This window comes from Microbacterium suwonense (genome assembly GCF_030296555.1).
GTDB lineage: Bacteria > Actinomycetota > Actinomycetes > Actinomycetales > Microbacteriaceae > Microbacterium > Microbacterium suwonense.
Genome location: NZ_AP027728.1, coordinates 2,244,058 through 2,265,236, shown reverse-complemented (window position 1 = coordinate 2,265,236; position 21,179 = coordinate 2,244,058). Strand labels below are relative to the sequence as shown.

Here is a 21,179-nt window from a genome sequence, read left to right as displayed (position 1 = left end):
CCCCTCTCGCACGTGTGTCCGCGTTCGGATGATGCGAAGACGAAGGGGCGACCGGAGCCCCATCGCTCCTGTATCTGCCGCTGATGTTCCTCCCGCGAGAGTCACAAGTTCTCTAAGGCATCGGCGTTTCCTGACACACGGTGTCACTCCATCCCAGCCTTGTGTCGTCTAAAGGCCAGTTGTGTCACCGCAACGCGATCCCGACAGGAACCCCTTGACACCACCCCGCTCACCGCCTAATGTACAACCAAATGGTTGTACAAAATGAACTCAGCGAAGCGGAGATCGACCGTGTGTTCCACGCACTGGCGACGGCGACCCGGCGTGACATCCTGCGCCGGACGATCGAGCGCGAGCAGTCGGTTTCCGAGTTGGCCGGCGACTACGAGATGTCCTTCGCGGCGGTGCAGAAGCACGTGGCCGTCCTCGAAGAGGCACGACTCATCATCAAGCGCGCCGAGGGACGCGAGCGGCTCGTCCGCGCGAACCCCGAGATGATCGCCCGTGCGCGGGCGCTGCTCGCCCGCTACGAAGAGCTCTGGCGCGCACGCATCGCCCGGCTCGACGACCTGCTGGCGAGTCCTTCGAGCCCGGGAACCCCGTCGGCATCCGACACCACCGAACCACCCAGCAACGAAGAGACCCCAGGAGATTGACATGCCCGTCATCGACATCGACACCGACACCGAGAACCTGACGATGACCGTCACCGCCGAGTTCGCCGCCCCGATCGAGCGCGTCTGGAACGCGTACACCGACCCGCGTCAGCTGGAACGGTTCTGGGGACCTCCCGGATGGCCGGCCACGTTCCACACCTGGGATCACACCATCGGCGGGCGTGCGGACTTCTCCATGACCGGCCCGCACGGCGAGACCTCGCGCGCCTACTGGGAGTTCCTCGAGATCGAGGAACCGCACCGATTCAGCGTGCTCGACGGCTTCAGCGACGAGAACGGCGTGCCCAACGGCGACATGCCCGCCATGCGTATGGACTTCACGTTCGAGTCCGTCGGTGAGGGTACCCGCATGGTCACTTCGAGTCGCTTCGACTCCCTCGAGGCGCTGCAGACGGTGCTCGACATGGGCGTCGTTGAGGGCACCCGCATGGCCATGTCGCAGATCGACGCGGTGCTGCGCGATCTGCGCGAGTACGCGCAGGGCAAGGGCACGCAGGTTGAGCTCATGGACGACACCCACGTGCGCATCACGCGCCTGGTCGAGGGATCGCGCGAGCTGGTGTGGCGCGCCCACACCGATCCTGAGCTGATCCGGCAGTGGATGCTCGGGCCCGACGGCTGGGAGATGACGGAGTGCGTCGTGGGCAATGCACCCGGTGAGAGCTATCGCACCTCGTGGGCGCCCGTCGGTGACACCGTGGGGGAGCCGTTCGGTTTCGAGGGCGAGACTCTGGTCGTCGACGCACCGCGCCGATCCGTGCAGACCGAGCGGATGCAGGGGATGCCGGAACCCGAGACGCTCAACGACCTCACCCTCTACGAGGAGGACGGGGCGACCCTGGTCACCGTGCTCATCGAGTACCCCGACAAGGACGCGCGCGACATGATCCTCGCCACCGGCATGACCGATGGCATGGAGGCCTCGTTCCAACGCCTGGAGAAGACTGTCCTCGCCGGCTGACGATGGCCTTCACCTCCCGTTCATATCGCTCAAATTGTCGTGATCTCACCGGAGATGCAGCAATTTGAGCGATATGAACAAGGGGATCGGCCCCGGCGTCTCAGATCAGGCGGCGCAGCGCCTCTTCGAGTGAGATCCCCTGGGCGTCGGCGCGATCGCGCAGGCGGGCATGTTCGGCACCGGTGAGGGTCAGGTGCAGATCGATGGGAGCGGATGCCGCCTGGGCCCCGGGGCCCGCGGAGGGCTCATCGAGCCCGTCCAGCAGATCGGATGCCGCGGCCCACAGCGGCTCGGTGATCCCTCGCGGTGCAGGCTCCGAGCCTGATTCGGCCGCCGCGTCCGCCTGCAACGCCATGGCGCCGGCCAGCGCCGCACCGCCGTCGGATGCCAACGAGAACCCCGGCCCCCGTCGGGGCTCCTGCTTCTGTTGGTACGCCCTCGCCGCCGCATTCGCGCGTTCGTCGGCGGCCTCGTTCAGCGGGTGTCCGGCATGTCCCTTGACCCACGAGAACTCCACGTCCCGTCCGCGCATGGCCTCGTCGATGCCTTCCAACAGATCGCGGTTGAGCACCGGCCCGCCGTCGGACTTGCGCCACCCGCGGCGCTTCCACCCCGGCATCCACTTGGTCACCGAGTCGATCACGTAGCGGCTGTCGCATTCGATGAGCAGCTTCTCGTCGACGCCGGCGGTCGCCCGCAGCAGCTCCAGCACCGCCCGCAGCTCGCCCTGATTGTTCGTGCCGTGCGGCGATCCGCCAGCCGCCCACCGATTGTCGTCGATGTACCAGGCCCAGCCGTTCGGGCCGGGGTTGCCGAGAGCGGAGCCGTCTGCCGCGGCGGTGATCGTCATGCTTCCACCGTAGGGCGTCGACCCGGCGCCGCCCGCGAGTTGGTAGCGTCAAGGGGTGTCCGGGTTCGCCGTCAAGACCGTGATCATCCTCATCGTGATCGCGCTGGTGGTCGTGCTGATCGCACGCGCCTTCCGCCGGGTCGCGCCCGCAAAGGTCACAACGAGACGACAGCGGATGCCGATGCTGGTCGTGGTCGCCGGCGTCGTGCTGCTGGCAGCGGGTTTTCTGCTGGGCGTCGCCGCCTTCGCTTCGCGCTACACGGCGCAGCTGCTGCCCGCACGCATCGCCTCGGTGGTGCTCTTCCTGGTGGGCGTCGCACTCCTGCTCGCGTATCGCAACTGGTACCTGGAGGCGGGCGCGGATGCCGTGCGCTTCCGCACCGTGTTCGGCAGCGAGAAGCACATCGCCTATCGCGACATCGCCTCCTGCCGCACCGTCCGGGTCGCCGGACGCGAGCGAGTCGTGGTGCGCTCGCGCGACGGCGTGAGGCTCAGCGTCGATCGAGGCCGCTACAACGTGGCCGCCCTCCTCGCCGCTGCAGGGTGACCGCTGCAGGGTGACGACCATCCCCGTACGCTGAAGTGATGGCTTTCAACATCGACTGGGTTTCCTGGATCGGCACCATCGCTGCGATCGGCCTCGCTCTGGTCGCCGCATTCGTCGCGGTTCTGCTCGTGCACCTCATCGCCGCGCTCGTGGGGCGCTCCGCGCCCTGGGTGGCCGAGCTGAGTCGTCGCGTGCGAACACCGTGGGCGGTGGTCGTCGCGATCGTCGCGGTGTGGATCGCCTGCGCGATCTCGCTGCCGGGATGGCTGGACTGGTGGCCCGGCATCTCGCGGCTGTTCCTGATCGCCACGATCATCACCGGGGCCTGGTTGCTGGCGGCGCTCGCATCGTTCGGATTCGAGAAGCTCATGGCACAGGACGACGGCACGGCGACCGGCGCACAGGCCCGCCGCCGGCGCACGCAGCTGGTCGTGATCCATCGCCTATCGCTGGTCGTCATCGCCGTCATCGCGCTCGGCGCCGTGCTGTTCACCTTCCCCGAGATGCGTGCGGTCGGCGCCAGCCTGCTGGCATCCGCGGGCATCGCCAGCATCATCGCCGGCCTGGCTGCGCAATCCATCCTCGGCAACCTCATCGCCGGCATCCAGATCGCCTTCACCGACGCGATCCGGGTCGGCGACATCGTCGTGGTCGAAGGCGAGTGGGGGCGGATCGGCGAGATCAACCTGTCGTACGTCGTCGTCTACATCTGGGACGAGCGGCGCCTCGTGCTGCCGTGCAGCTACTTCACGACCACCCCGTTCGAGACCTGGACGCGGCGCTCCGACCAGGTGCTCGGCACCGTGTACATGGACCTGGACTGGCGGGTGCCGATGGATGCCGTGCGCGCGAAGTTCACCCAGATCATCGAGGCATCGGATGCCTGGGATCGGCGCGACTCCAGCGTGCGCGTCACCGGGTCGCAGGGCGGATTCGTGACGGTGCGGTTCGTGATCTCGGCGAAGGACGCCGGCGATCAGTGGACGCTGCGCTGCGCCGTGCGCGAGCAGATGATGACCTGGCTGCAGCAGGAGCACCCCGAGGCACTGCCGAACACCCGCGTGCTGATGGAGTCGTCGGAACGGTAGCGCCCCGGCGACGGGGGTGGCGGCCTACGGGTTCGACGACTCCTCGTCGGAGGCCTCGGGTGCGGGCGGGGTGACCGGAAAGACCACACTCGAGTACTGCACGCCGAGCCCGAGATCCATCGGATCGGTGTTGGGCACCTCATCGAGGTGCTCGACGTGATCCTCGTCGAGCGGCTCGCCCGGCAATGCCGCCCAGGCACTCGGCTCCTGCTGCTTCTGTGAGAACAGTCCCATGACTCCATTGTCACCCCGCATCGCCGGCGCGGCGTGGCGATCCGCAGATCGCCGCCGAATCAGGGCTCTGTGCGGTGATCGGCGTCAGCCTCGCGCACGGCGTCCACCAGGTCGCGCCATGCACCCTGCAGCTGGGTGTCGGGGACGACCCGTTCGCGCTGCTGCTCGCGCAGGACGGCATGGATGCTCCAGACGAAGCGGTCTGCCCCGGCATCCGTCGTAGCATCCGTCTGCTCGTCCCAGGGGCAGCGCTCGACCAGCGTGACCCACTGCGGTGCCTGTGCGGGGTCGGGCTCCACGCGCCAGCGGCGACGGAGGCCCGCGAGCCCGCCGGTGCGCACCACCGCTACGACGATACGGCTGCGATCCGCATCGTCTGTGGCATCGGCGACGGCATCCGAACCATCACCGGGGGTCTCGTACTCGCGCATCCTCGATCACTCCGACGGCGATCCAGGCATCTCGGACCGCCGTCTCCACGCTATCCCCGATCGAGGCCGCTGCGGCGATCGTCTGCTCGGCGAACTCTGTGAATCCGGCCGTCGACGAGAGTCCGCCGGTGAGCGCCCGGTACCAGACCAGGCCCGCACCCTCCCAGGCATGGCCGCCGATGGCCTTCGCGGCCAACGCGAACGCGCGGTTCGGGATGCCGGAGTTGATGTGCACGCCGCCGTTGTCCTCGGTGGTGTTGACGTAGTCGCGCATGTGCGCGGGCTGCGGATCCCTGCCGAGCTCGTCATCGTCGTACGCGGTGCCGGGTTCGATCATCGAGCGCAGCGCGCGGCCCTGCACGGCATCCGTGAAGATGCCGGCGCCGACCAGCCAGGTCGCCTGATCCGCGGTCTGCCCGAGCAGGTGCTGCTCGGTGAGCACACCGAGCACGTCCGCGATCGACTCGTTCAGCGCTCCGGACTGGCCCTGGTAGACCAGGCCGGCCGAACTCTGGATCACTCCGTGGCCCAGCTCATGCCCGATCACCGAGATCGAGCGGGTGAACCCCGTGAACACCTCGCCGTCGCCATCGCCGAAGACCATGCGCGAGCCGTCCCAGAACGCGTTGTCGTAGTTCTCGCCGTAATGCACGGTCGCATTCAACGCCGCACCGGCACCGTCGAGCGAATCACGGCCGAACGCGTCGAGCAGCAGCTGAAAAGTCGCGCCGAGCCCGTCGAACGCCTCGTTGACCGAGACGTCATCCACCGGCTCGTCGTCCTCGCGCCGCACGATCAGCCCCGGCAGTTTTTCGGTGTTCTGCGCGTCGAAGATCGTGCGCGTGGGCGCCGCGGTGACCTCGGCCATGAGCGCGCCGTCGGCGCCGATCGACAGCTCGAGCGTGGAGTGGAAGGTGGGCCTCCCCGCGATCAGGGTCTGCTTCGCCGCCTGCGCCGCGTGCGCGTAGCGGTCGGATGCGGCCAACTGCGCCAGCAGGTAGCCGGGAACGATGCCCTGGTGGGTGAACGTCTCTGCAACGGCGGTGGTGCTCATGTGCCGACCATACGCCGGACGACGGACAAGGGCACGGGCCAGGTCGGGTGGGCCGGATCGGCCAGTGTCCCCAGGCTTCGCCGCGTAGAATCGGCCCAATGACCGATGCCTCCTCGCTGCCCGGAGCCGGCGCCCCCTCCGGCATCGACCCCGACGAACTCGCCATCGCGCTCAAGGTGCTCGCCGAGCTCGACCGCGTCGATCAGCAGCATCCGGACTACGTCGCCGTCCGACGCGCCACGGCGAACATGTTCAAGGCCGTCAAGCGCGTGCGCCGCAAGCAGATCCGCGACGCCATCGCCGAGGCCGATCGCGCCGTGGTCGCGCGCACCGCGACCGGCGCACCGGACCGCATCGACGACGAGACCCGCGGGCTCGACCTGGCCACCAGCGTGGTCGACGCACCCGTCGCAGGCTCGCTGCTCAAGCCGCGAAACTGCTACATCTGCAAGAAGTCGTACACGCTCGTCGACGCCTTCTACCACCAGCTCTGCCCCGAGTGCGCACGGTTCAGCCACGGCAAGCGCAACGCCCACACCGACCTGACCGGCCGGCGCGCGCTGCTCACCGGCGGGCGCGCGAAGATCGGCATGCACATCGCCCTGCGCCTGCTGCGCGACGGCGCCCACCTCACCATCACCACACGCTTTCCCCGCGACGCCGTGCGCCGATTCGCGTCGCTGCCAGACTCCGCCGACTGGCTGCACCGGCTGCGAGTGGTCGGAATCGACCTGCGCGACCCGGCGCAGGTGATCGCGCTGGCCGACTCGGTCTCGGCGCAGGGGCCGCTCGACATCCTGATCAACAACGCGGCGCAGACCGTGCGGCGCTCGCCGGGCGCGTACTCGCTGCTGTCGGATGCCGAGCTGCAGCCCCTCCCCGACGGCCCTCTGCCCGAGATGGAGACCTTCGGGCACACCGCCGATCCGCATCCGCAGGCACTGCAGGCATCCGTCGACTCCAACCCGCTGCTGTCGGTGGCCGCCCTCGGCGGCACGGTCGCCGAGCAGGGCGGGCAGGCACTGACCGCCGAGGACCTCGCCCGGCTCGCCATGGCGCCCGGGTCGTCATCGCTGGAGAAGCACGCCGACGGCACCGCGATCGACGCTGGTGGGCTCGTGCCCGACATCAATGTCGTCAACAGCTGGGTGCAGTCCGTCGATCAGGTCGACCCGCTGGAGATGCTCGAGGTGCAGCTGTGCAACACCACGGCGCCGTTCCTGCTGATCAGCAGGCTGCGGCCGGCCATGGCCGCAGCGGACGCGCACCGCAAGTACATCGTGAACGTCTCGGCGATGGAGGGGCAGTTCTCCCGCCGGTACAAGGGTCCCGGGCATCCGCACACCAACATGGCCAAGGCCGCGCTGAACATGCTCACCCGCACCAGCGCCGGCGAGATGCTCGAGACCGACGGCATCCTGATGACCGCGGTCGACACCGGCTGGATCACCGACGAGCGCCCGCACTACACGAAGGTGCGCCTGGCCGAGGAGGGCTTCCACGCCCCGCTCGACCTGGTCGACGGCGCCGCGCGCGTGTACGACCCGATCGTGCAGGGCGAGGCCGGCGTCGACCTGCACGGGGTGTTCCTGAAGGACTACAGGCCGAACCCCTGGTGATCGGCGGCCGGGGCGGTTGCAGATAGGGGCCGACACGCCAGATGTCGGACCGATTCGCGGGAAACGTCCTGCATCTGGCGTGTCGGCCCGGGATTCGCATCGTGCACGCCGCTGCCCCCGCCCCTGCGAGGGGTGTTCAGTGCTCGGGCAGTTCGAGATTCGCCGACGCCCACTCGCCGAGCTGGCCGAGGATCGGCAGCAGGCCCTTGCCGCTCGACGTCAGCGAGTAGGACACGGTGATGGGTGGACCGGAGTCGACCGTGCGAGTGACGAGTCCGGCCTGAGTGAGCTCGGTGAGACGGTCCGAGAGCACGGTGTCGCTGATCCCGACGACCGCCCGCCGCAGTGACACGAAGCTGGTCGCCCCGGAGCCGAGGGTCGACACGATCATCCCGTTCCAGCGTTTCCCGAGCACGCTGAAGGCCAGTGTGACGGCCGCGTCACACATCTGGATCGCCGGCTCGATCTCCGCCATGCCATCAGCATATCAGTGCTACGCTAACGCAAGTCGCTAAGAAAAGCGAAGCATCAAAGAAAAACGAAAGGTCACTTATGTCCCTGTTCCGCCTGGATGCCAGCATCCTGCCCGCGTCGTCCGCCAGCCGATCGCTCGCCGACCTCGTCGAAGCCGAGTGGACAAGCTCTCATCCCGACTCCACCGTCACCCGTCGCGATCTCGGTGCCGCGCCGGTGCCTGCGAACGTCTGGGCGGATGCCGTCACCGCGAAGTTCGTTCCCGCCGACCAGCGCACCGATGCCCAGCAGCAGGCACAGGCGCTCGCGGCCACGTTCGCCGACGAGATGCTCGATGCCGACGCCCTGCTCTTCGCCGTCCCGCTGTACAACTACGGCGTCTCGCAGCACTTCAAGACCTGGTTCGATCTCGCCTACACAGATCCGCGCATCGATCCGGAGGGGACCGCCCTCCGCGGCAAGCCCGCGACCTTGGTCACGGTCCTGGGCGGCAACTATGCGCCGGGAACCCCGAAGGAGGGCTGGGACCACTCCACCGGATGGCTGCGCCGCGTGCTCGAAGACGTCTGGGGCCTGGACCTGCGCGTCGTGCAGCGCCCGTTCACCCTCGTCGGCGTGAACCCCGCGCTGGATGCGTTCACCGACGCCGCTCAGGAGCTCAAGGAGAAGGCGGAGGCGACTGCGCGTGTCTACGGCCAGGAGCTCGCCGCGCTGCGGAACGCGGATACGGCGGCCTGATCTCACGCGTGCCGGTGCCCGGACGGGAGGAGATCGCACGGAGGGGAGGATCCTGTGGAACTCATCCTCCCCGGCGTGTGGCAGGGCCGGTCGACTCAGAGCCGATCGAGCGCCGTCACCGTCACGACGGCCTCGCCGGCGTCGTCGGATGCGGCGAGGTCGACGGTCGCGCTGATGCCCCAGTCGTGGTCGCCGGCGGGGTCGTCGATGATCTGGCGCACCGCCCACTCCGAAGCGCCCTGCTCGATCATCAGCAGCGCCGAGCTTCGGGCATCCGCTCCGGTGAGGATCTCGTCGTGCTCGGCGAAGTATGCGTCCAGCGCACTGTTCCAGCCCTCGGCGCCGAAGTCGGGGTCGAGGGATGCCAGCGTCTCAACGTCCTCGCGGGCGGCGAGCTGCACGCGACGGAACAGCTCGTTGCGCACCAGGATGCGGAACGCGCGGACATTCGAGGTGAGCCGCTTGGGCGCGGGTGGGACGACGGGCTCGTCGCCTTCCGGCAGGCTCCCCGCACCGGACACGAGCTCTTCCCACTCGTCGAGCAGTGACGAGTCCACCTGGCGCACCAGCTCGCCGAGCCACTCGATCAGGTCGCGCAGCTCCTCGGTCTTCAGGTGCTCCGGGATCGTCTGCGAGGCCGCGCGATAGGCATCCGACAGGTACCGCAGCACCACCCCTCGGACCGCGCGGTCTTGTAGAACGCGACATATTCCCCGAACGACATGGCCCGCTCGTACATGTCGCGCACCACCGACTTCGGGCGCAGCTCGAAGTCGCGGATCCACGGCTGCGCCGCGCTGAAGGTCTGGAACGCCGCGCCTAGCAGCTCGTCCAGCGGCTTCGGATAGGTGATCTGCTCCAGCAGCTCCATGCGCTCGTCGTACTCGATACCCTCGGCCTTCATGGCGGCGACCGCCTCGCCGCGCGCGATGAACTCCTGCTGCGAGAGGATCGCACGAGGGTCGTCGAGTGTGGATTCCACGATCGAGATCATCTCCAGCGCGAACTGGGGGAAGCCGGGTCGAGCAGCTCGAACGCTGCCAGGGCGAACGGCGACAGCGGCTGGTTGAGTGCGAAGTTCGGCTGCAGATCGACAGTGAGTCGGATGCCGTCGGCATCGTCCTCCACGACACCCGATTCGCGTAGCGTGCGGTAGATGCCCAGGGCGCGCAGCGCCAGCATCCGTTGCTTCTGTCGAGGCTCGTGATTGTCATATACCAGTGCGCGCATATTCGCGAACACGTCGCCGCCGCGTGCGATGACGTTCAGCATCATGGCGCTGGTGATCTGCATGTGGGAGGTGAGGGTCTCGGGCTCCGAGTCGATCAGCTTGCGGAACGAGGGCTCGCCCCACGACACGAAGCCGTCCGGGGCCTTCTTGCGGATGATCTTGCGCCTCTTCTTCGCGTCGTCACCCGCCTTCTTGATGGCGGCGGCGTTCTCGCTCTCGTGCTCGGGCGCCTGACACACCACCGTCCCGGCCGTGTCGAAGCCGGCCCGGCCGGCACGGCCGGCGATCTGGTGGAACTCGCGGGCGTTCAGCTGTCGCATCCGGGTGCCGTCGAACTTCGTCAGTGCCGTGAGCAGCACCGTGCGGATGGGCACGTTGATGCCGACGCCCAGGGTGTCGGTGCCGCAGATCACCCGCAGCATGCCGCGCTGGGCGAGCTGCTCCACCAGCCGCCGGTACTTCGGCAGCATGCCGGCGTGATGCACGCCGATGCCCATCCGCAGCAGCCGGGAGAGCGTCTTGCCGAACGCGGTGGTGAACCGGAAACCGCCGATCAGCTCGGCGATCGCGTCGCGCTGCTCGCGGGTGGCGACCTTCGCACTCGCCAGGGCCTGTGCACGTTCCATCGCGGCTGACTGCGAGAAGTGCACGATGTAGACCGGGGCACGGTCGGTGTGCAGCAGGTCGTCGATCGTCTCGTGGATGGGTGTCAGCTCGTAGGAGAAGTGCAGTGGCACCGGCCGCTCGACCCCGGTGACGACCGCCGTCTCGCGCAGGGTGCGGCGGGTGAGATCGGATGCCAGCTGCGTGACGTCTCCGAGGGTCGCGGACATCAGCACGAACTGCGCCTGGGGCAGGGTGAGCAGCGGCACCTGCCATGCCCAGCCGCGATCGGGATCGCCGTAGAAGTGGAACTCGTCCATCACGACCTGGCCGACATCGGCCTCCGATCCCTCGCGCAGCGCGAGGTTCGCGAGGATCTCCGCCGTGCAGCAAACGATGGGCGCGTCGGCGTTGACCGCGGAGTCGCCCGTGACCATGCCGACGTTCTCCGCGCCGAACACGTCGACCAGGCTGAAGAACTTCTCGCTGACCAGTGCCTTGATCGGCGCCGTGTAATAGGTGCGGCGTCCGTCGACGAGCGCGGCGAAGTGCGCGGCGACGGCGACCAGTGACTTGCCGGTGCCGGTGGGGGTGGACAGGATCAGGTTCTGCCCCGAGACGATCTCGATGACCGCCTCGTCCTGGGCCGGGTAGAGGCGGATGCCGGTCGATTCCGCCCACTCGACGAACGCCGTGTACACGGCATCCGCATCGGCACCGTCGGGCAGAACTGCGGGATCGAGAAGCATGATGTCTCGATCCTTTCACCTCCGGCGGTTCGCATGCGCCGGTGAGAGGTGCCGGTGAGGTCAGCTCAATCCAGGTTGAACCTCACCCGCAGGAATGCCCGCACGTCGAGGTCGTCGGGCAGCACCCGATAGTAGTCCTCGTCGAAGTCGGTGCCGCTCGAGGTGGCGGTCAGGAAGCAGTACGCGGCGAGATGCTCCCCCTCGGCTTCTGCCCCGATCTCGCACAGACCGATCAGCTCGTCGCCGATGAAGGCGCCGAACTGAATCTCCTGAGAATCCGGGCTCGGGCTGAGCGTCGACGTCATGTCGGTGCTCACGCGTGCGGTCTCATGATCGACCTCGACCTCGCCGCCGGTGACCGCACCCGTGTACGGCGAAACGTCGGCGTCGGCATCCGTCTGCTCCACGACGATCGAGGCGACCTTCTCGGGATCGGCACGCAGAGTCATCGAATTGATGATGCCTTCGCTCGCCGGCAGCAGGTCGGCTGAGGCGCTCACCCGATCCAGGATGCGACCCTCGGCGTCGTACGCCGTGAGGTCGTACGAGGCCGTCACCGCCTGTGTCGTGGAGTTGTTGCGGATCGGCGCGTGCAGCCGTGTCGTCCCATCCGTCCATAGCTCGGTCACCCAGGTTCCGAGCTCGAGCACGCTGTCACCCACCGTGATCGGAATGCCGTGCACCGTATCCGGCTCGGGCGTCGGGGTGGCGGATGCTGTCGGCTCGCCCGCCTCCGGAGCAGTGCCTCCTGATCGCGGGCCGGCGTCCAGCATCGAGAACAGCATGGTGCCGAAGGTGATCGTCGCGGCCAGCAGCACGACGGATGCGATGCTCAGTGCGATCAGGAGGCCGCGCCGGGAAACAGTGCGTCGGGAAACAGGGGCAGACGTGGTCATCGCGGGATATCCAGCAGGTAGAAGGCTGTGATCTCGGTATCGTCGGGGAGATCACCGATGGGTTCGGGCGTGTTCCGAGAGGTCGGCTCCAGGGTGCACCGGGCCGTGAACGTGTCATTGGCCGGGATCTCCACGTAGTCGGCGCAGAGCGCGAACACCTCACCGTCGACGGTGCCGACGATCGCGACCTGCGCATTGCCGTCCGGTGCGCTCAGCGAGGAGGTGAATGCGCCCTCGACCACTCCGCCGTCGCCCCCGCGTGCCTCGGTCATCTTCACCGTGCCTGTCGTCGCGGGCGGATCGAGACTGATGCCGGTCTGCTCGACGCTGATCGAGGCGACGTCGAGCATGTTCTCGGCAAGCGTGCTGTCGAACAGCGTCACCTGGTCGGGCAGCAGGTACGAGCTGGTGGGCCATCGACTGACCAGCGTGCCCTCGTCGTCGTACAGGCTCACGTCGAAGTACACCGTGACCGCCTGCTTCGCATCCGTGTTGCGGATCTGCGAGTACAGCGACGTGTAGCCGTGCGCGTCGGTGCGCGACATGAAGAAGTATCCGAAATCCAAGTCCGAGACGACCGTGACCTCACGGCCCTGCACGACGCGGTCGGCGTCGTCGGGCTTCTCGGTCGCTCCCGGAGCCGTCGTCGGCGACGTCGTCGGAGCCGGCGTCGGTGCGGCCTGCGCGATGGTCATCCTCGACATCAGCAGGGTGCTCACACCGAAGGCGACCGTCGTGATCAGCAGCACGGCGCAGACGATCGACAGGGTCAGCAGCGGCATCTTGCTGCGAGAGTCCCTCGGTTTCGACATCTCCGACTCCCTCCGCAGGCGAGCCTAACCAGGCGGGATTTTCGACGAAATGGGGTGATGTACCCATACGCAGGCCCGGATGCCGAGGGGCGGACCTGCGGGAGCACGCGTGACCGCCGGCCGAGCAGTATTGCGATATGATGAAATCATCATGTCGGGTCAGCGGGAGCCGACGAAGATCGCCAGGGGTGCACCGGATGCTGAGCGACCCGAGCCGTCCGCTGTACGAGGTGAAGGCCGGCCTGTTCAAGGGGCTCGCGCACCCCATCCGCATCCGCATCCTCGAAGTGCTCTCCAACGCACCCGAGACCTCCGTGTCCGAGCTGCTGAGCATCACCGAGCTCGAGGCATCGCACGTCTCGCAGCATCTGGCCGTGCTGCGGCGCAACCGCCTGGTGGTCTCCGAACGCCGCGGCAGCCTGGTCTTCTACCGCCTGGCCTACCCTCAGGTCGCTGACCTTCTGCGCGTCGCACGTGCGCTGCTGGGCGAGATCCTGCACACCACGCAGCAGCAGCTGAGCGAGCAGGACGGCCTTCCCGAGATCGCGGGACGCACGTGAAGCACTCCCGCCTGCTGGCTCTGCTGCCCTCCCGCACCGACTACCGTGCCGTGCCGCGCACCTGGCGCGCCGACCTGCTCGCGGGCGTCACCGTCGGCATCGTCGCGCTGCCACTGGCGCTCGCCTTCGGCGTCAGCTCGGGCGCGGGAGCGGAGAGCGGCCTGGTCACAGCCATCATCGCCGGCATCGTCGCGGCGATCTTCGGCGGCTCGAACGTGCAGGTCTCCGGGCCCACCGGCGCGATGGTCGTGGTGCTCGCCCCCATCATGGCGGTGCAGGGGACGAGTGCTCTCGCCCTCGTCTGCCTGCTCTCCGGCCTGATCGTGCTGCTGGCCGGCGTGCTGCGGCTGGGGCGCACGATCAGCTACATCCCGTGGCCGGTGATCGAGGGGTTCACGCTCGGCATCGCCGTGATCATCTTCCTGCAGCAGGTGCCCACGGCCACCGGAACCCAGCCGGGTGAGAGCACGAACGCCGCGATCTCCGCCGTGCAGGCGGCTATGACGGCCACCTGGCCGAAACTGGGATGGTCGCTGCTGCTGGTCGCGATCGTCGTGGTGATCATGCTCGCGTCGATGAGGTTCGCACCCCGGTTCCCCGGCTCACTGATCGCCATCGTCGTCACCGGGCTGCTCGTCGCGCTGCTGGACCTGCCGGTCGACCTCATCGGCGAGCTGCCCTCAGGGCTCCCCGCGCCCACACTGCCCTCCGGCGACCTCACCGCCGTGGCCGGACTCATCGGTCCGGCGTTCGCGGTGGCCGCCCTCGCCGCCATCGAATCGCTGCTGGCCGCCCGGGTCGCCGCCAGCATCTCCGACACCGGACCGTACGACGCCGACCGCGAGCTGGTCGGGCAGGGCCTGGCATCCATCGCCGCCGGGTTCTTCGGCGGCATGCCGGCCACGGGAGCCATCGCGCGCACGGCGGTCAGCATCCGTGCCGGTGCGCGCACCCGTGTCGCCGCGATCGCCCACGGACTGCTGCTGCTGGCCGTGGTGCTGGTCGGAGCGGCCGTCGTGTCGCGGATCCCGCTGGCCGCGCTCGCCGGAGTGCTGATGGTCACCGCCTGCCGCATGGTCGCTCCGGCGACCGTGCGCGCGGTGCTCGGCTCGACCCGGTCGGATGCCGTCGTCTTCGTCATCACCGCGATCGTGACGGTGAGCGTCGACCTCATCTACGCCGTGCTGATCGGCCTGCTCGCCGCCGGCTTCTTCGCCCTGCGCCAGCTCGCGAAGGCCAGTGGCGTGCATCGCGAGGAGCTGCCCGGATCGGTGCAGCCAGGCGACGAGCGCATCGCGGTGTTCCGGCTGGAGGGTGCGCTGTTCTTCGGCGCTGCCGAGCGGATGATGGAGCGCGTATCGGAGATGCGTGACATCGAGGTCGTCGTCATCCGGATGTCGCAGCTGCAGATCCTCGATGCCACCGGAGCTCAGGTCATCACCGACATGATCCACTCACTCGAGCGGCGCGGCATCACCGTGCTCGTCAAGGGCATCCAGCCCCGCCACCTGCAGCTCGCCGAGCGGGTCGGTGTGATGGCATCCTTGCGCCACCAGAACCACCTCTTCACCGATCTGGATGCGGCGACCGCCCACGCCCGCAGCCACGTCGCCCGCGCCGCAGCCACGTAGCACCCGGCTGCCCCCATCTTGTCGCTTCGCGTGGCGCACATGGTGGCCTCCAGCGGCGGGATGCCGCGAAGTGCGACCCGTGAGCGGCGACGCGGTGCTCAGATCTCGTCGCTGAGTTCGCCGTGGATGCGGCGCAGATCCTCCATCAGCGAGCCGACCAGGATCCAGTGATCGGATCCCGGCGGCCGCACCACCAGGGGAGCGGTCAGCGCCGGGATGGCCGAGGTCATGGCATCCGGTTCAGGTGCGGCATCCGCGGTCTGCACCGCCAGGCGCGCGTCGTGACCCGCACGACGCAGCTGCTCGGCGATCGCCCGCACGGCGGGGTCGTCGGCGAGCGCGTCGTCGTAGTGGTCGAAGTAGGCCCGGGTCATGCCGATCACCTGGGTGACCACCGGCGAGAGCCGCTCGAACAGCGCCCGCAGCTCGATCAGATCGTCGCGGTGGCGAGACCGGCGCGGGTTCAGCGCGAGGGAGTCCTCTGCGGCGACGAGCGACGCCTCGGCGGCGTCCTTCATCGGTCGCAGCAGCCGCACCTGCAGCATCAGCTCGTGCAGCTGGGCGGACGTGCGGGCGGTCGGCAGTGCGTCGGCCAGGCGGTCGAGGGATGCGGCGAGCTCGTGCCCCAGCATCCCGATGTCACGGCGGGCGGGCGCGCTGAGAACCGGTGGCACGATCAGCACGTTCACGACGAATCCGATCGCCGCGCCGATCAGCGTCTCGATGATGCGGTACAGGGCGTAGTCGGGATTCGACGACCCCAGCGCGAGCACCAGCACGGCCGAGATCGCCACCTGGTTTCCCGTGCCGGTGGAGGCCCGCATACCCCAGGCGATCAGCATCGCCACCACGACGGCCGCCAGCACGACCCAGCTCTGGGCACCGAGCAGCAGACTCAGCAGCACGGCGATCACGACGCCGAGGATCACGCCCGCGCTGCGTTCGAGCGCCTTCGACAGGGACTGGTTCACGCTCGGCTGCACGACCAGCAGTGCGGCGATCGCCGCGAACACCGGCAGCGGTCCCGGCAGCAGCCAGCCCGCGATCAGCCAGGCCGCGATCGTGGCCGCTGCCGACTTCAGCACCTGCAGCAGGGGCGCGCGGCGCGCGGAGCGGATCACGGAGAGGCGCATGGCTCAACGGTAGTCGCGGCAGGGCGAGTGGCTACGAATGTCGGCTCAGAATCCGGATGTCGGCGGATATTGGCGTTCTGCGCCGACATCCGTCGTTTCATCCGACATCCGTGGACTCGCAAGTCCGCGCGGAGTGGTTCGATGAAGGCATGGATGTCGAGCGGATGCTGCGCGAGCAGCGGCGGATGCTGTGGGCCACTGCCGCCTGCTTCGTGCTCGGCCTGCTCGCGGGCACGGCCGTGCTGTGGGGCGGCTCCCGCCCGTTCAGCGGCGACGGATCCGTCATCATCCCGGTCGCCCTGGTGGCGGGGCTGATCGCCGCGGCGGCATTCGTCGTCAGCACGCGGATGCATCGGCCGGGCGAGACCTCGGCGATGCCGCGCTGGCAGGCCGTCGTCTCGGACGTCAGCGCAGTGGCGGTCACAGCCGCGCTCGCCGGAGTGACCGGCCTGGGCGTGCTGCTCGCGGGCGAAGTGCTGGCCGCAGGTCTGCAGGGGCTCGAACTGCCTGCCATCGGCGGCGGAGTGTTCACGGCCGTCGCATCCGCGCTCGGCGGCAGGATGGCGTTCGGCGCCGGCATCCGTCTCAGCACCCGCGATCTCGCCTCGCTGCTGTTCGCCTTCCTCATCATCGGCACCCTGTTCGCGATGCTCACCGCGACGGACAGCGTCTGGTGGGAGCGCAGCTTCTCGGAACTCGGCATCGGATCGGGCGGCTGGGCGTTCAACGGCACCCTGGTCATCGCGGGCCTGCTGATCGCGACCACCGGCTCATACCTCGGCCGCGACCTGCACCGGATGCTGGGCGATGCCGCCCTGCGGGGGATCGCAGCGGTCGTCATCACGTGGGCCTGCGCGGGTCTCGCATTGGCTGCGGTCGGCCTGCTGCCGATCGACCGGGTGCCGGGTCCGCATGCGATCGCCGCATTCGCGACGCTCGCGCTGCTGCTCGCGGCGGTCATCATCGTCACGGTTCTGATGGGGGAGCTGCGGATGCTGCGCACTCTCACGATCGTGCTGGTGCTGCTCATCGTGATCGCGGTCGTGCTGGCCTTCGGGCTGCACGTGCTCTCGGTCGCCGCGCTGGAGGCCGTGGTCGTCGGCCTCGTGCTGCTGTGGCTGACCACGCTCGTGCAGCTGCTCGGCATTCTCGTCCCCGACGTCTCCCGGCCCTCCGCCCGCCGCTCGCCCCTGCGCTGACGCGGCAGCTCGCCCGCGTGAAGATGGAAAGCGCTGGTTCCCGGCCCGTTGCGCCGACGTTTTCCATCTGCGCGGGAGGCTTGCGGATGGAAGCGCGGGTATCCTGGTCATGCGACTGGCGAAGCTGGATGACCGGCGGGGAGCAGAACTACGGCATCGACCGCCTGGGTGCCCATCACAGATGGGAGTGCCCGTGCGCTACGGGATGAATCCGCACCAGTCCGCCTCGGTCGAGGAGGCCCCGCCGTGATCGGCGGAGAGCCCTCGCTGATCAACTATCTCGACGCGCTGAACGCCTTCGCACTCGTGCGAGAGGCCGACGAGGCCAGCGGCCTGCCCGCAGCGGCATCGTTCAAGCACGTCTCGCCTGCCGGCGCCGCGCTTGCCGGGCCGATCGATGAGGTGGCCGCCGAGACCTGGCGGGTGCACGGAGTCGGCACCGACAGCCCGATCTCCGCCTACGTGCGCGCCCGCGATGCTGACCCGAAGTCCTCCTTCGGCGACGTGGTCGCGCTGTCGCGACCAGTGGATGCCGAGACGGCAGACTTCCTGCGCACCGTGATCTGCGACGCCGTCATCGCGCCGGGATTCGAAGAGGGCGTGGTCGAGACGCTGCGGGCGAAGAAGTCCGGCCGCTTCCTGATCTTCGAGGCGGGTCTGGACTGGCATCCGCCGGCGCGGGAGCGTCGTGAGGTGCTGGGTGCCGTGATCGAGCAGGACCGGGATGCCGCCGATCTTGCCGCGGCGCTGCCGGAGAAATCCTCGACCGCGCGCACCGCCGGGATGCGCAGCTCGGAATGGCGACGGCGCGCTACACGCAGTCGAACTCGGTCGTACTCGTGCGCGACGGCGCCGCGGTCGGGATCGGGGCGGGGCAGCAGAACCGCGTCGACTGCGTACGCCTCGCAGGCGACAAGGCCCGCGTGTGGTGGCTGCGTCGGCATCCGTTCGTCCGCGAGCTGCCGATGGTCGACGGGATGCGGCGGCAGGACCGGCTGAACTGGCAGATCCGCTTCGCCGGGGCGGAGATGACCCGCACCCAGCGCACCGAGTTCGCCGGGCTGTTCGGCGACAAGGCATCCGTCCGCTACGGCGAGAGCGCGTGGCGCGAGGAGTGGAGCGAGCGCCTCGACGACGTCACCCTGATCTCCGACGGCTTCCTGCCGTTCCGCGACAACGTCGACCACGCCGCCGAGTTCGGCGTCGGCACCATCATCGAGCCGGGCGGTTCGACGCGCTCCGACGAGGTGGCCGCTGCTGCCGCCGAGCACGGCATCACCCTGGTCACGACGGGACTGCGCCTCTTCCACCACTGAGTTGCCCGCGGGCCTTTCATGTGGCTCAGATGGTCGCCTTGCCCACGGTGAGGCGACCATCCGGGTCACATGAAGCGAGGAGCACTCAAGCCTGCCGGCGCACCATCTCGGCGATCCAGGCGGGTGCGAACGGCGAGGTGCAGTTCGGCGGGGTCGGGTAGTCGGCCAGAACCTGCAGGCGCTCGCCGATGGCGACGGCGCGCTCGCGCAGCGTGGGGTGATGGATGCCGATGTTCGCGAGCGTCTCGTTCATCGCCCACTGCTCGCGGGACGGCGCATCGCGCAGCTCGCGTTCGATGCGATCCAGCAGCGCGTCGAGGTCGAGTCCCGCGGGGCGCTTCACCACCCGTACGGTGGTCAGCGACCATCCGGCGGCGCGGGCCACGGCATCCGCGTCATCGAACCAGCGCAGCCGCAGCTCCTCGGCCAGCGGCGACTTCTTCGCGATGTAGTTCACCAGCCAGTCGTGCGCCTTCGCGCTGCGGGTGCTTCGCAGCATCCGGTCGATCTCGTCGGCGCTCAGCTCGCGAGGTCGCGCGATCAGCAGCGCGACCAGCTGTCCGGCCACATCGTCCGTCGCCCACAGCTCGCGGGCCAGCTCCGTCGACATCCCGAGTTCCTTCGCCAGAGCCCGCAGCTTCGTCAGGTTCACGCCGTGCGCGTCGCCATGGCGCTCGTTCACCGCGCGCGCCTTCGGGTCCTCGAGCTCGGCGAGTTCGGCGAGCACCTCGGAAGGGGTCGTCGGCGACACGATCACAGCGTATCCGCACGCCACTCTGGTGCGCACCCCGGGGAATATGGCAGGGTCGGAGGCATTGAGTGGCGACCTCCGCCGCAGGAGAGGACGACGATGTCTGACCAGATCTTCATCTACATCGCACTCGGCATCTATTTCGCAGCGATGCTCCTCATCGGCTATATCGCGTTCAGACGCACATCCGATCACGAGGACTACATGCTCGGCGGGCGCAATCTGCCACCGTGGGTCGCCGCGCTCAGCGCGGGCGCGTCAGACATGTCGGGTTGGCTGGTGATGGGGCTGCCAGGCGCCATCTACCTCACCGGACTCATCGAGGCATGGATCGCGATCGGCCTGACGATCGGCGCTTACCTGAACTGGCTGCTGGTCGCACCGCGGCTGCGGGCGTACACCGAGGTCTCGCGCAACTCGATCACCGTGCCGAGCTTCTTCGAGAACCGGCTGCGCGACACATCCCGACTGCTGCGCATCCTCTCCGGCGTGGTCATCCTGGTGTTCTTCACGCTGTACATCTCGGCGGGCATGGTCGCGGGTGGCAAGTTCTTCGTCAGCTCCTTCAACGGCGACTACGTCACCGGGATGCTGCTGATCGGTGGCATCACCCTGCTGTACACCTTGTTCGGCGGCTTCCTGGGCGCCTCGTTCACCGACGTCGTGCAGGGACTGATGATGGTCATCGCGCTGATCGTGATCCCGATCGCCGCGCTCATCGCGGTGGGAGGCCTCGACGAGACGGGCACTCTGATCGCGGAGAACGCCTCTGCCGGTCACCTGTCGTTCTTCGGCGCAGGGGCCGTCACCGGCGGCACGATCCTCGCGATCGTCTCGGCTCTCGCGTGGGGCCTCGGCTACTTCGGCCAGCCGCACATCATCGTGCGGTTCATGGCGCTGCGGTCACCGCAGGAGGCAAAGAGCGCTCGCCGCATCGGCATCTCCTGGATGGTGCTGTCGATGTTCGGCGCGATCATCTCGGGTCTGATCGGCATCGCCTACATGGCCGCCAACGGCATCGACCTGGCCGACCCCGAGACGGTCGTGCTGATCATGTCGAAGACGCTGCTGCATCCCTTCGTCGCCGGTCTCGTGCTGGCCGCCGTACTCGCGGCGATCATGAGCACGATCTCCAGCCAGCTGATCGTCAGCTCTTCTGCGCTGATCGAGGACCTCTACAAGGTGGTCCGCAAGACGCCGCCGCCCGCGAAGCAGCTGGTGCTGATGGGGCGGCTGGCGGTCCTGACGGTCGCGGTGATCGCCATCCTGCTGGCCGTCACGCCGAACGACACGATCCTCGAACTGGTGTCGTTCGCCTGGGCGGGCTTCGGCGCGGCGTTCGGGCCGATCATCCTGCTCAGCCTGTTCTGGCGCCGGCTGACCAACTGGGGCGCACTGGCGGGCATGTTCGTCGGCGCCGCGATGGTGTTCATCTGGAAGGCCTTCGACACCGGGCTCTACGAGCTGCTGCCGGCGTTCATCCTCGGCATGGTGACCGCCGTCGTGGTGAGCTTGTTCACGTACAAGAACGACGACGAGATCCAGAAGGAGTTCACCGACACTGGCACGATGCTCACCGTCGCACGTCCGCGCACGGTCGGCGACACTCCCTGAGTCACGCGGGG

The 21,179-nt window shown here is 68.4% G+C and carries 20 protein-coding genes, 3 pseudogenes and 1 riboswitch; of the genes and pseudogenes, 13 read left to right on the top strand and 10 right to left on the bottom strand.

Going from position 1 to position 21,179, the window contains the following annotated elements:
- Positions 1-251: 251 nt before the first annotated feature.
- Together QUE33_RS11285 and QUE33_RS11280 are read left to right on the top strand one after the other, a co-directional pair.
- The gene (locus QUE33_RS11285; RefSeq protein ID WP_286300107.1) at positions 252-656 is read left to right on the top strand and encodes an ArsR/SmtB family transcription factor; all 405 of its coding nucleotides are present in this window, start codon (positions 252-254) and stop codon (positions 654-656) included.
- 1 nt (position 657) lies between these two features.
- On the top strand, positions 658-1,638 hold the full coding sequence (locus QUE33_RS11280) for an SRPBCC family protein (RefSeq protein WP_286300106.1): 981 nt from the start codon (positions 658-660) through the stop codon (positions 1,636-1,638).
- Between the two features lie 100 nt (positions 1,639-1,738).
- On the opposite strand, the gene QUE33_RS11275 is transcribed toward QUE33_RS11280, so the two are convergent.
- Positions 1,739-2,488, bottom strand: a complete 750-nt coding sequence (locus QUE33_RS11275) for a ribonuclease H family protein (protein ID WP_286300104.1) — start codon at positions 2,486-2,488, stop codon at positions 1,739-1,741.
- 55 nt (positions 2,489-2,543) lie between these two features.
- Between QUE33_RS11275 and QUE33_RS11270 the strand changes: the two genes are divergently transcribed.
- Both QUE33_RS11270 and QUE33_RS11265 read left to right on the top strand, forming a co-directional pair.
- The gene (locus QUE33_RS11270; protein ID WP_286300103.1) at positions 2,544-3,035 is read left to right on the top strand and encodes a hypothetical protein; all 492 of its coding nucleotides are present in this window, start codon (positions 2,544-2,546) and stop codon (positions 3,033-3,035) included.
- A 38-nt stretch (positions 3,036-3,073) separates the two neighbouring features.
- Complete coding sequence (locus tag QUE33_RS11265) at positions 3,074-4,123, top strand: mechanosensitive ion channel family protein (protein WP_286300101.1); 1,050 nt, start codon at positions 3,074-3,076, stop codon at positions 4,121-4,123.
- 24 nt (positions 4,124-4,147) lie between these two features.
- On the opposite strand, the gene QUE33_RS11260 is transcribed toward QUE33_RS11265, so the two are convergent.
- From QUE33_RS11260 to QUE33_RS11250, 3 genes are read right to left on the bottom strand one after another with little or no spacing between them, the layout of a single operon-like run.
- The gene (locus tag QUE33_RS11260) at positions 4,148-4,357 is read right to left on the bottom strand and encodes a hypothetical protein (protein ID WP_286300099.1); all 210 of its coding nucleotides are present in this window, start codon (positions 4,355-4,357) and stop codon (positions 4,148-4,150) included.
- Between the two features lie 59 nt (positions 4,358-4,416).
- Positions 4,417-4,788: a protealysin inhibitor emfourin gene (locus QUE33_RS11255; protein ID WP_286300097.1), complete on the bottom strand. Its 372-nt coding sequence runs from the start codon at positions 4,786-4,788 to the stop codon at positions 4,417-4,419.
- Positions 4,763-5,842, bottom strand: a complete 1,080-nt coding sequence (locus QUE33_RS11250; RefSeq protein ID WP_286300095.1) for a M4 family metallopeptidase — start codon at positions 5,840-5,842, stop codon at positions 4,763-4,765. Before QUE33_RS11250 ends, QUE33_RS11255 begins: the two co-directional genes overlap by 26 nt.
- 98 nt (positions 5,843-5,940) lie before the next feature.
- Between QUE33_RS11250 and QUE33_RS11245 the strand changes: the two genes are divergently transcribed.
- A complete protein-coding gene (locus tag QUE33_RS11245) occupies positions 5,941-7,461 on the top strand; it encodes an SDR family oxidoreductase (protein WP_286300093.1) in 1,521 nt (506 codons plus the stop codon).
- Between the two features lie 136 nt (positions 7,462-7,597).
- On the opposite strand, the gene QUE33_RS11240 is transcribed toward QUE33_RS11245, so the two are convergent.
- Positions 7,598-7,936, bottom strand: coding sequence for a winged helix-turn-helix transcriptional regulator (locus QUE33_RS11240; protein WP_286300090.1), 339 nt, complete (start codon positions 7,934-7,936; stop codon positions 7,598-7,600).
- A 77-nt stretch (positions 7,937-8,013) separates the two neighbouring features.
- On the opposite strand from QUE33_RS11240, the gene QUE33_RS11235 reads away from it, so the two are divergent.
- Positions 8,014-8,673 (top strand): FMN-dependent NADH-azoreductase, encoded by a 660-nt coding sequence (locus QUE33_RS11235; RefSeq protein ID WP_286300088.1) that lies wholly within the window; start codon positions 8,014-8,016, stop codon positions 8,671-8,673.
- Positions 8,674-8,768: 95 nt separating this feature from the next.
- On the opposite strand, the pseudogene QUE33_RS11230 reads toward QUE33_RS11235, so the two are convergent.
- The 3 genes and pseudogenes from QUE33_RS11230 to QUE33_RS11220 all read right to left on the bottom strand — a co-directional run bounded on the left by QUE33_RS11230 (position 8,769) and on the right by QUE33_RS11220 (position 12,964).
- Positions 8,769-11,256: pseudogene (locus QUE33_RS11230) on the bottom strand (DEAD/DEAH box helicase).
- 65 nt (positions 11,257-11,321) lie between these two features.
- A complete protein-coding gene (locus QUE33_RS11225) occupies positions 11,322-12,152 on the bottom strand; it encodes a hypothetical protein (RefSeq protein WP_286300087.1) in 831 nt (276 codons plus the stop codon).
- The gene (locus tag QUE33_RS11220) at positions 12,149-12,964 is read right to left on the bottom strand and encodes a hypothetical protein (protein ID WP_286300085.1); all 816 of its coding nucleotides are present in this window, start codon (positions 12,962-12,964) and stop codon (positions 12,149-12,151) included. Before QUE33_RS11220 ends, QUE33_RS11225 begins: the two co-directional genes overlap by 4 nt.
- 197 nt (positions 12,965-13,161) lie before the next feature.
- On the opposite strand from QUE33_RS11220, the gene QUE33_RS11215 reads away from it, so the two are divergent.
- Positions 13,162-13,524, top strand: a complete 363-nt coding sequence (locus QUE33_RS11215; protein WP_286300082.1) for an ArsR/SmtB family transcription factor — start codon at positions 13,162-13,164, stop codon at positions 13,522-13,524.
- A complete protein-coding gene (locus QUE33_RS11210; protein WP_286300079.1) occupies positions 13,521-15,155 on the top strand; it encodes a SulP family inorganic anion transporter in 1,635 nt (544 codons plus the stop codon). Before QUE33_RS11215 ends, QUE33_RS11210 begins: the two co-directional genes overlap by 4 nt.
- 98 nt (positions 15,156-15,253) lie before the next feature.
- Here QUE33_RS11210 and QUE33_RS11205 read toward each other — a convergent pair whose 3' ends face one another.
- Positions 15,254-16,288, bottom strand: a complete 1,035-nt coding sequence (locus tag QUE33_RS11205) for an FUSC family protein (RefSeq protein ID WP_286300077.1) — start codon at positions 16,286-16,288, stop codon at positions 15,254-15,256.
- A gap of 110 nt (positions 16,289-16,398) precedes the next feature.
- Here QUE33_RS11205 and QUE33_RS11200 point away from each other — a divergent pair, with 110 nt between their 5' ends.
- The 4 genes and pseudogenes from QUE33_RS11200 to QUE33_RS11190 all read left to right on the top strand — a co-directional run bounded on the left by QUE33_RS11200 (position 16,399) and on the right by QUE33_RS11190 (position 18,803).
- Positions 16,399-17,487: a DUF998 domain-containing protein gene (locus tag QUE33_RS11200; RefSeq protein WP_286300074.1), complete on the top strand. Its 1,089-nt coding sequence runs from the start codon at positions 16,399-16,401 to the stop codon at positions 17,485-17,487.
- A gap of 101 nt (positions 17,488-17,588) precedes the next feature.
- A riboswitch (ZMP/ZTP riboswitch) is annotated at positions 17,589-17,664 on the top strand.
- Positions 17,656-18,174: pseudogene (locus tag QUE33_RS16215) on the top strand (hypothetical protein); the annotation flags it as partial. It overlaps the preceding riboswitch by 9 nt.
- Before the next feature lie 110 nt (positions 18,175-18,284).
- Positions 18,285-18,344, top strand: a pseudogene (locus QUE33_RS16210) (hypothetical protein); the annotation flags it as partial.
- A 120-nt stretch (positions 18,345-18,464) separates the two neighbouring features.
- A complete protein-coding gene (locus tag QUE33_RS11190; RefSeq protein WP_286300067.1) occupies positions 18,465-18,803 on the top strand; it encodes a hypothetical protein in 339 nt (112 codons plus the stop codon).
- A gap of 85 nt (positions 18,804-18,888) precedes the next feature.
- Here the strand turns inward: QUE33_RS11190 and QUE33_RS11185 are convergent, their stop codons facing one another.
- Positions 18,889-19,554, bottom strand: a complete 666-nt coding sequence (locus tag QUE33_RS11185) for a DNA alkylation repair protein (RefSeq protein WP_286300065.1) — start codon at positions 19,552-19,554, stop codon at positions 18,889-18,891.
- Positions 19,555-19,653: 99 nt separating this feature from the next.
- On the opposite strand from QUE33_RS11185, the gene putP reads away from it, so the two are divergent.
- Positions 19,654-21,168 carry a sodium/proline symporter PutP gene (gene putP / locus QUE33_RS11180; RefSeq protein WP_286300062.1) on the top strand — a complete coding sequence of 505 codons (1,515 nt, stop codon included), beginning with the start codon at positions 19,654-19,656 and terminating at the stop codon, positions 21,166-21,168.
- The last annotated feature ends 11 nt before the right edge of the window (positions 21,169-21,179 follow it).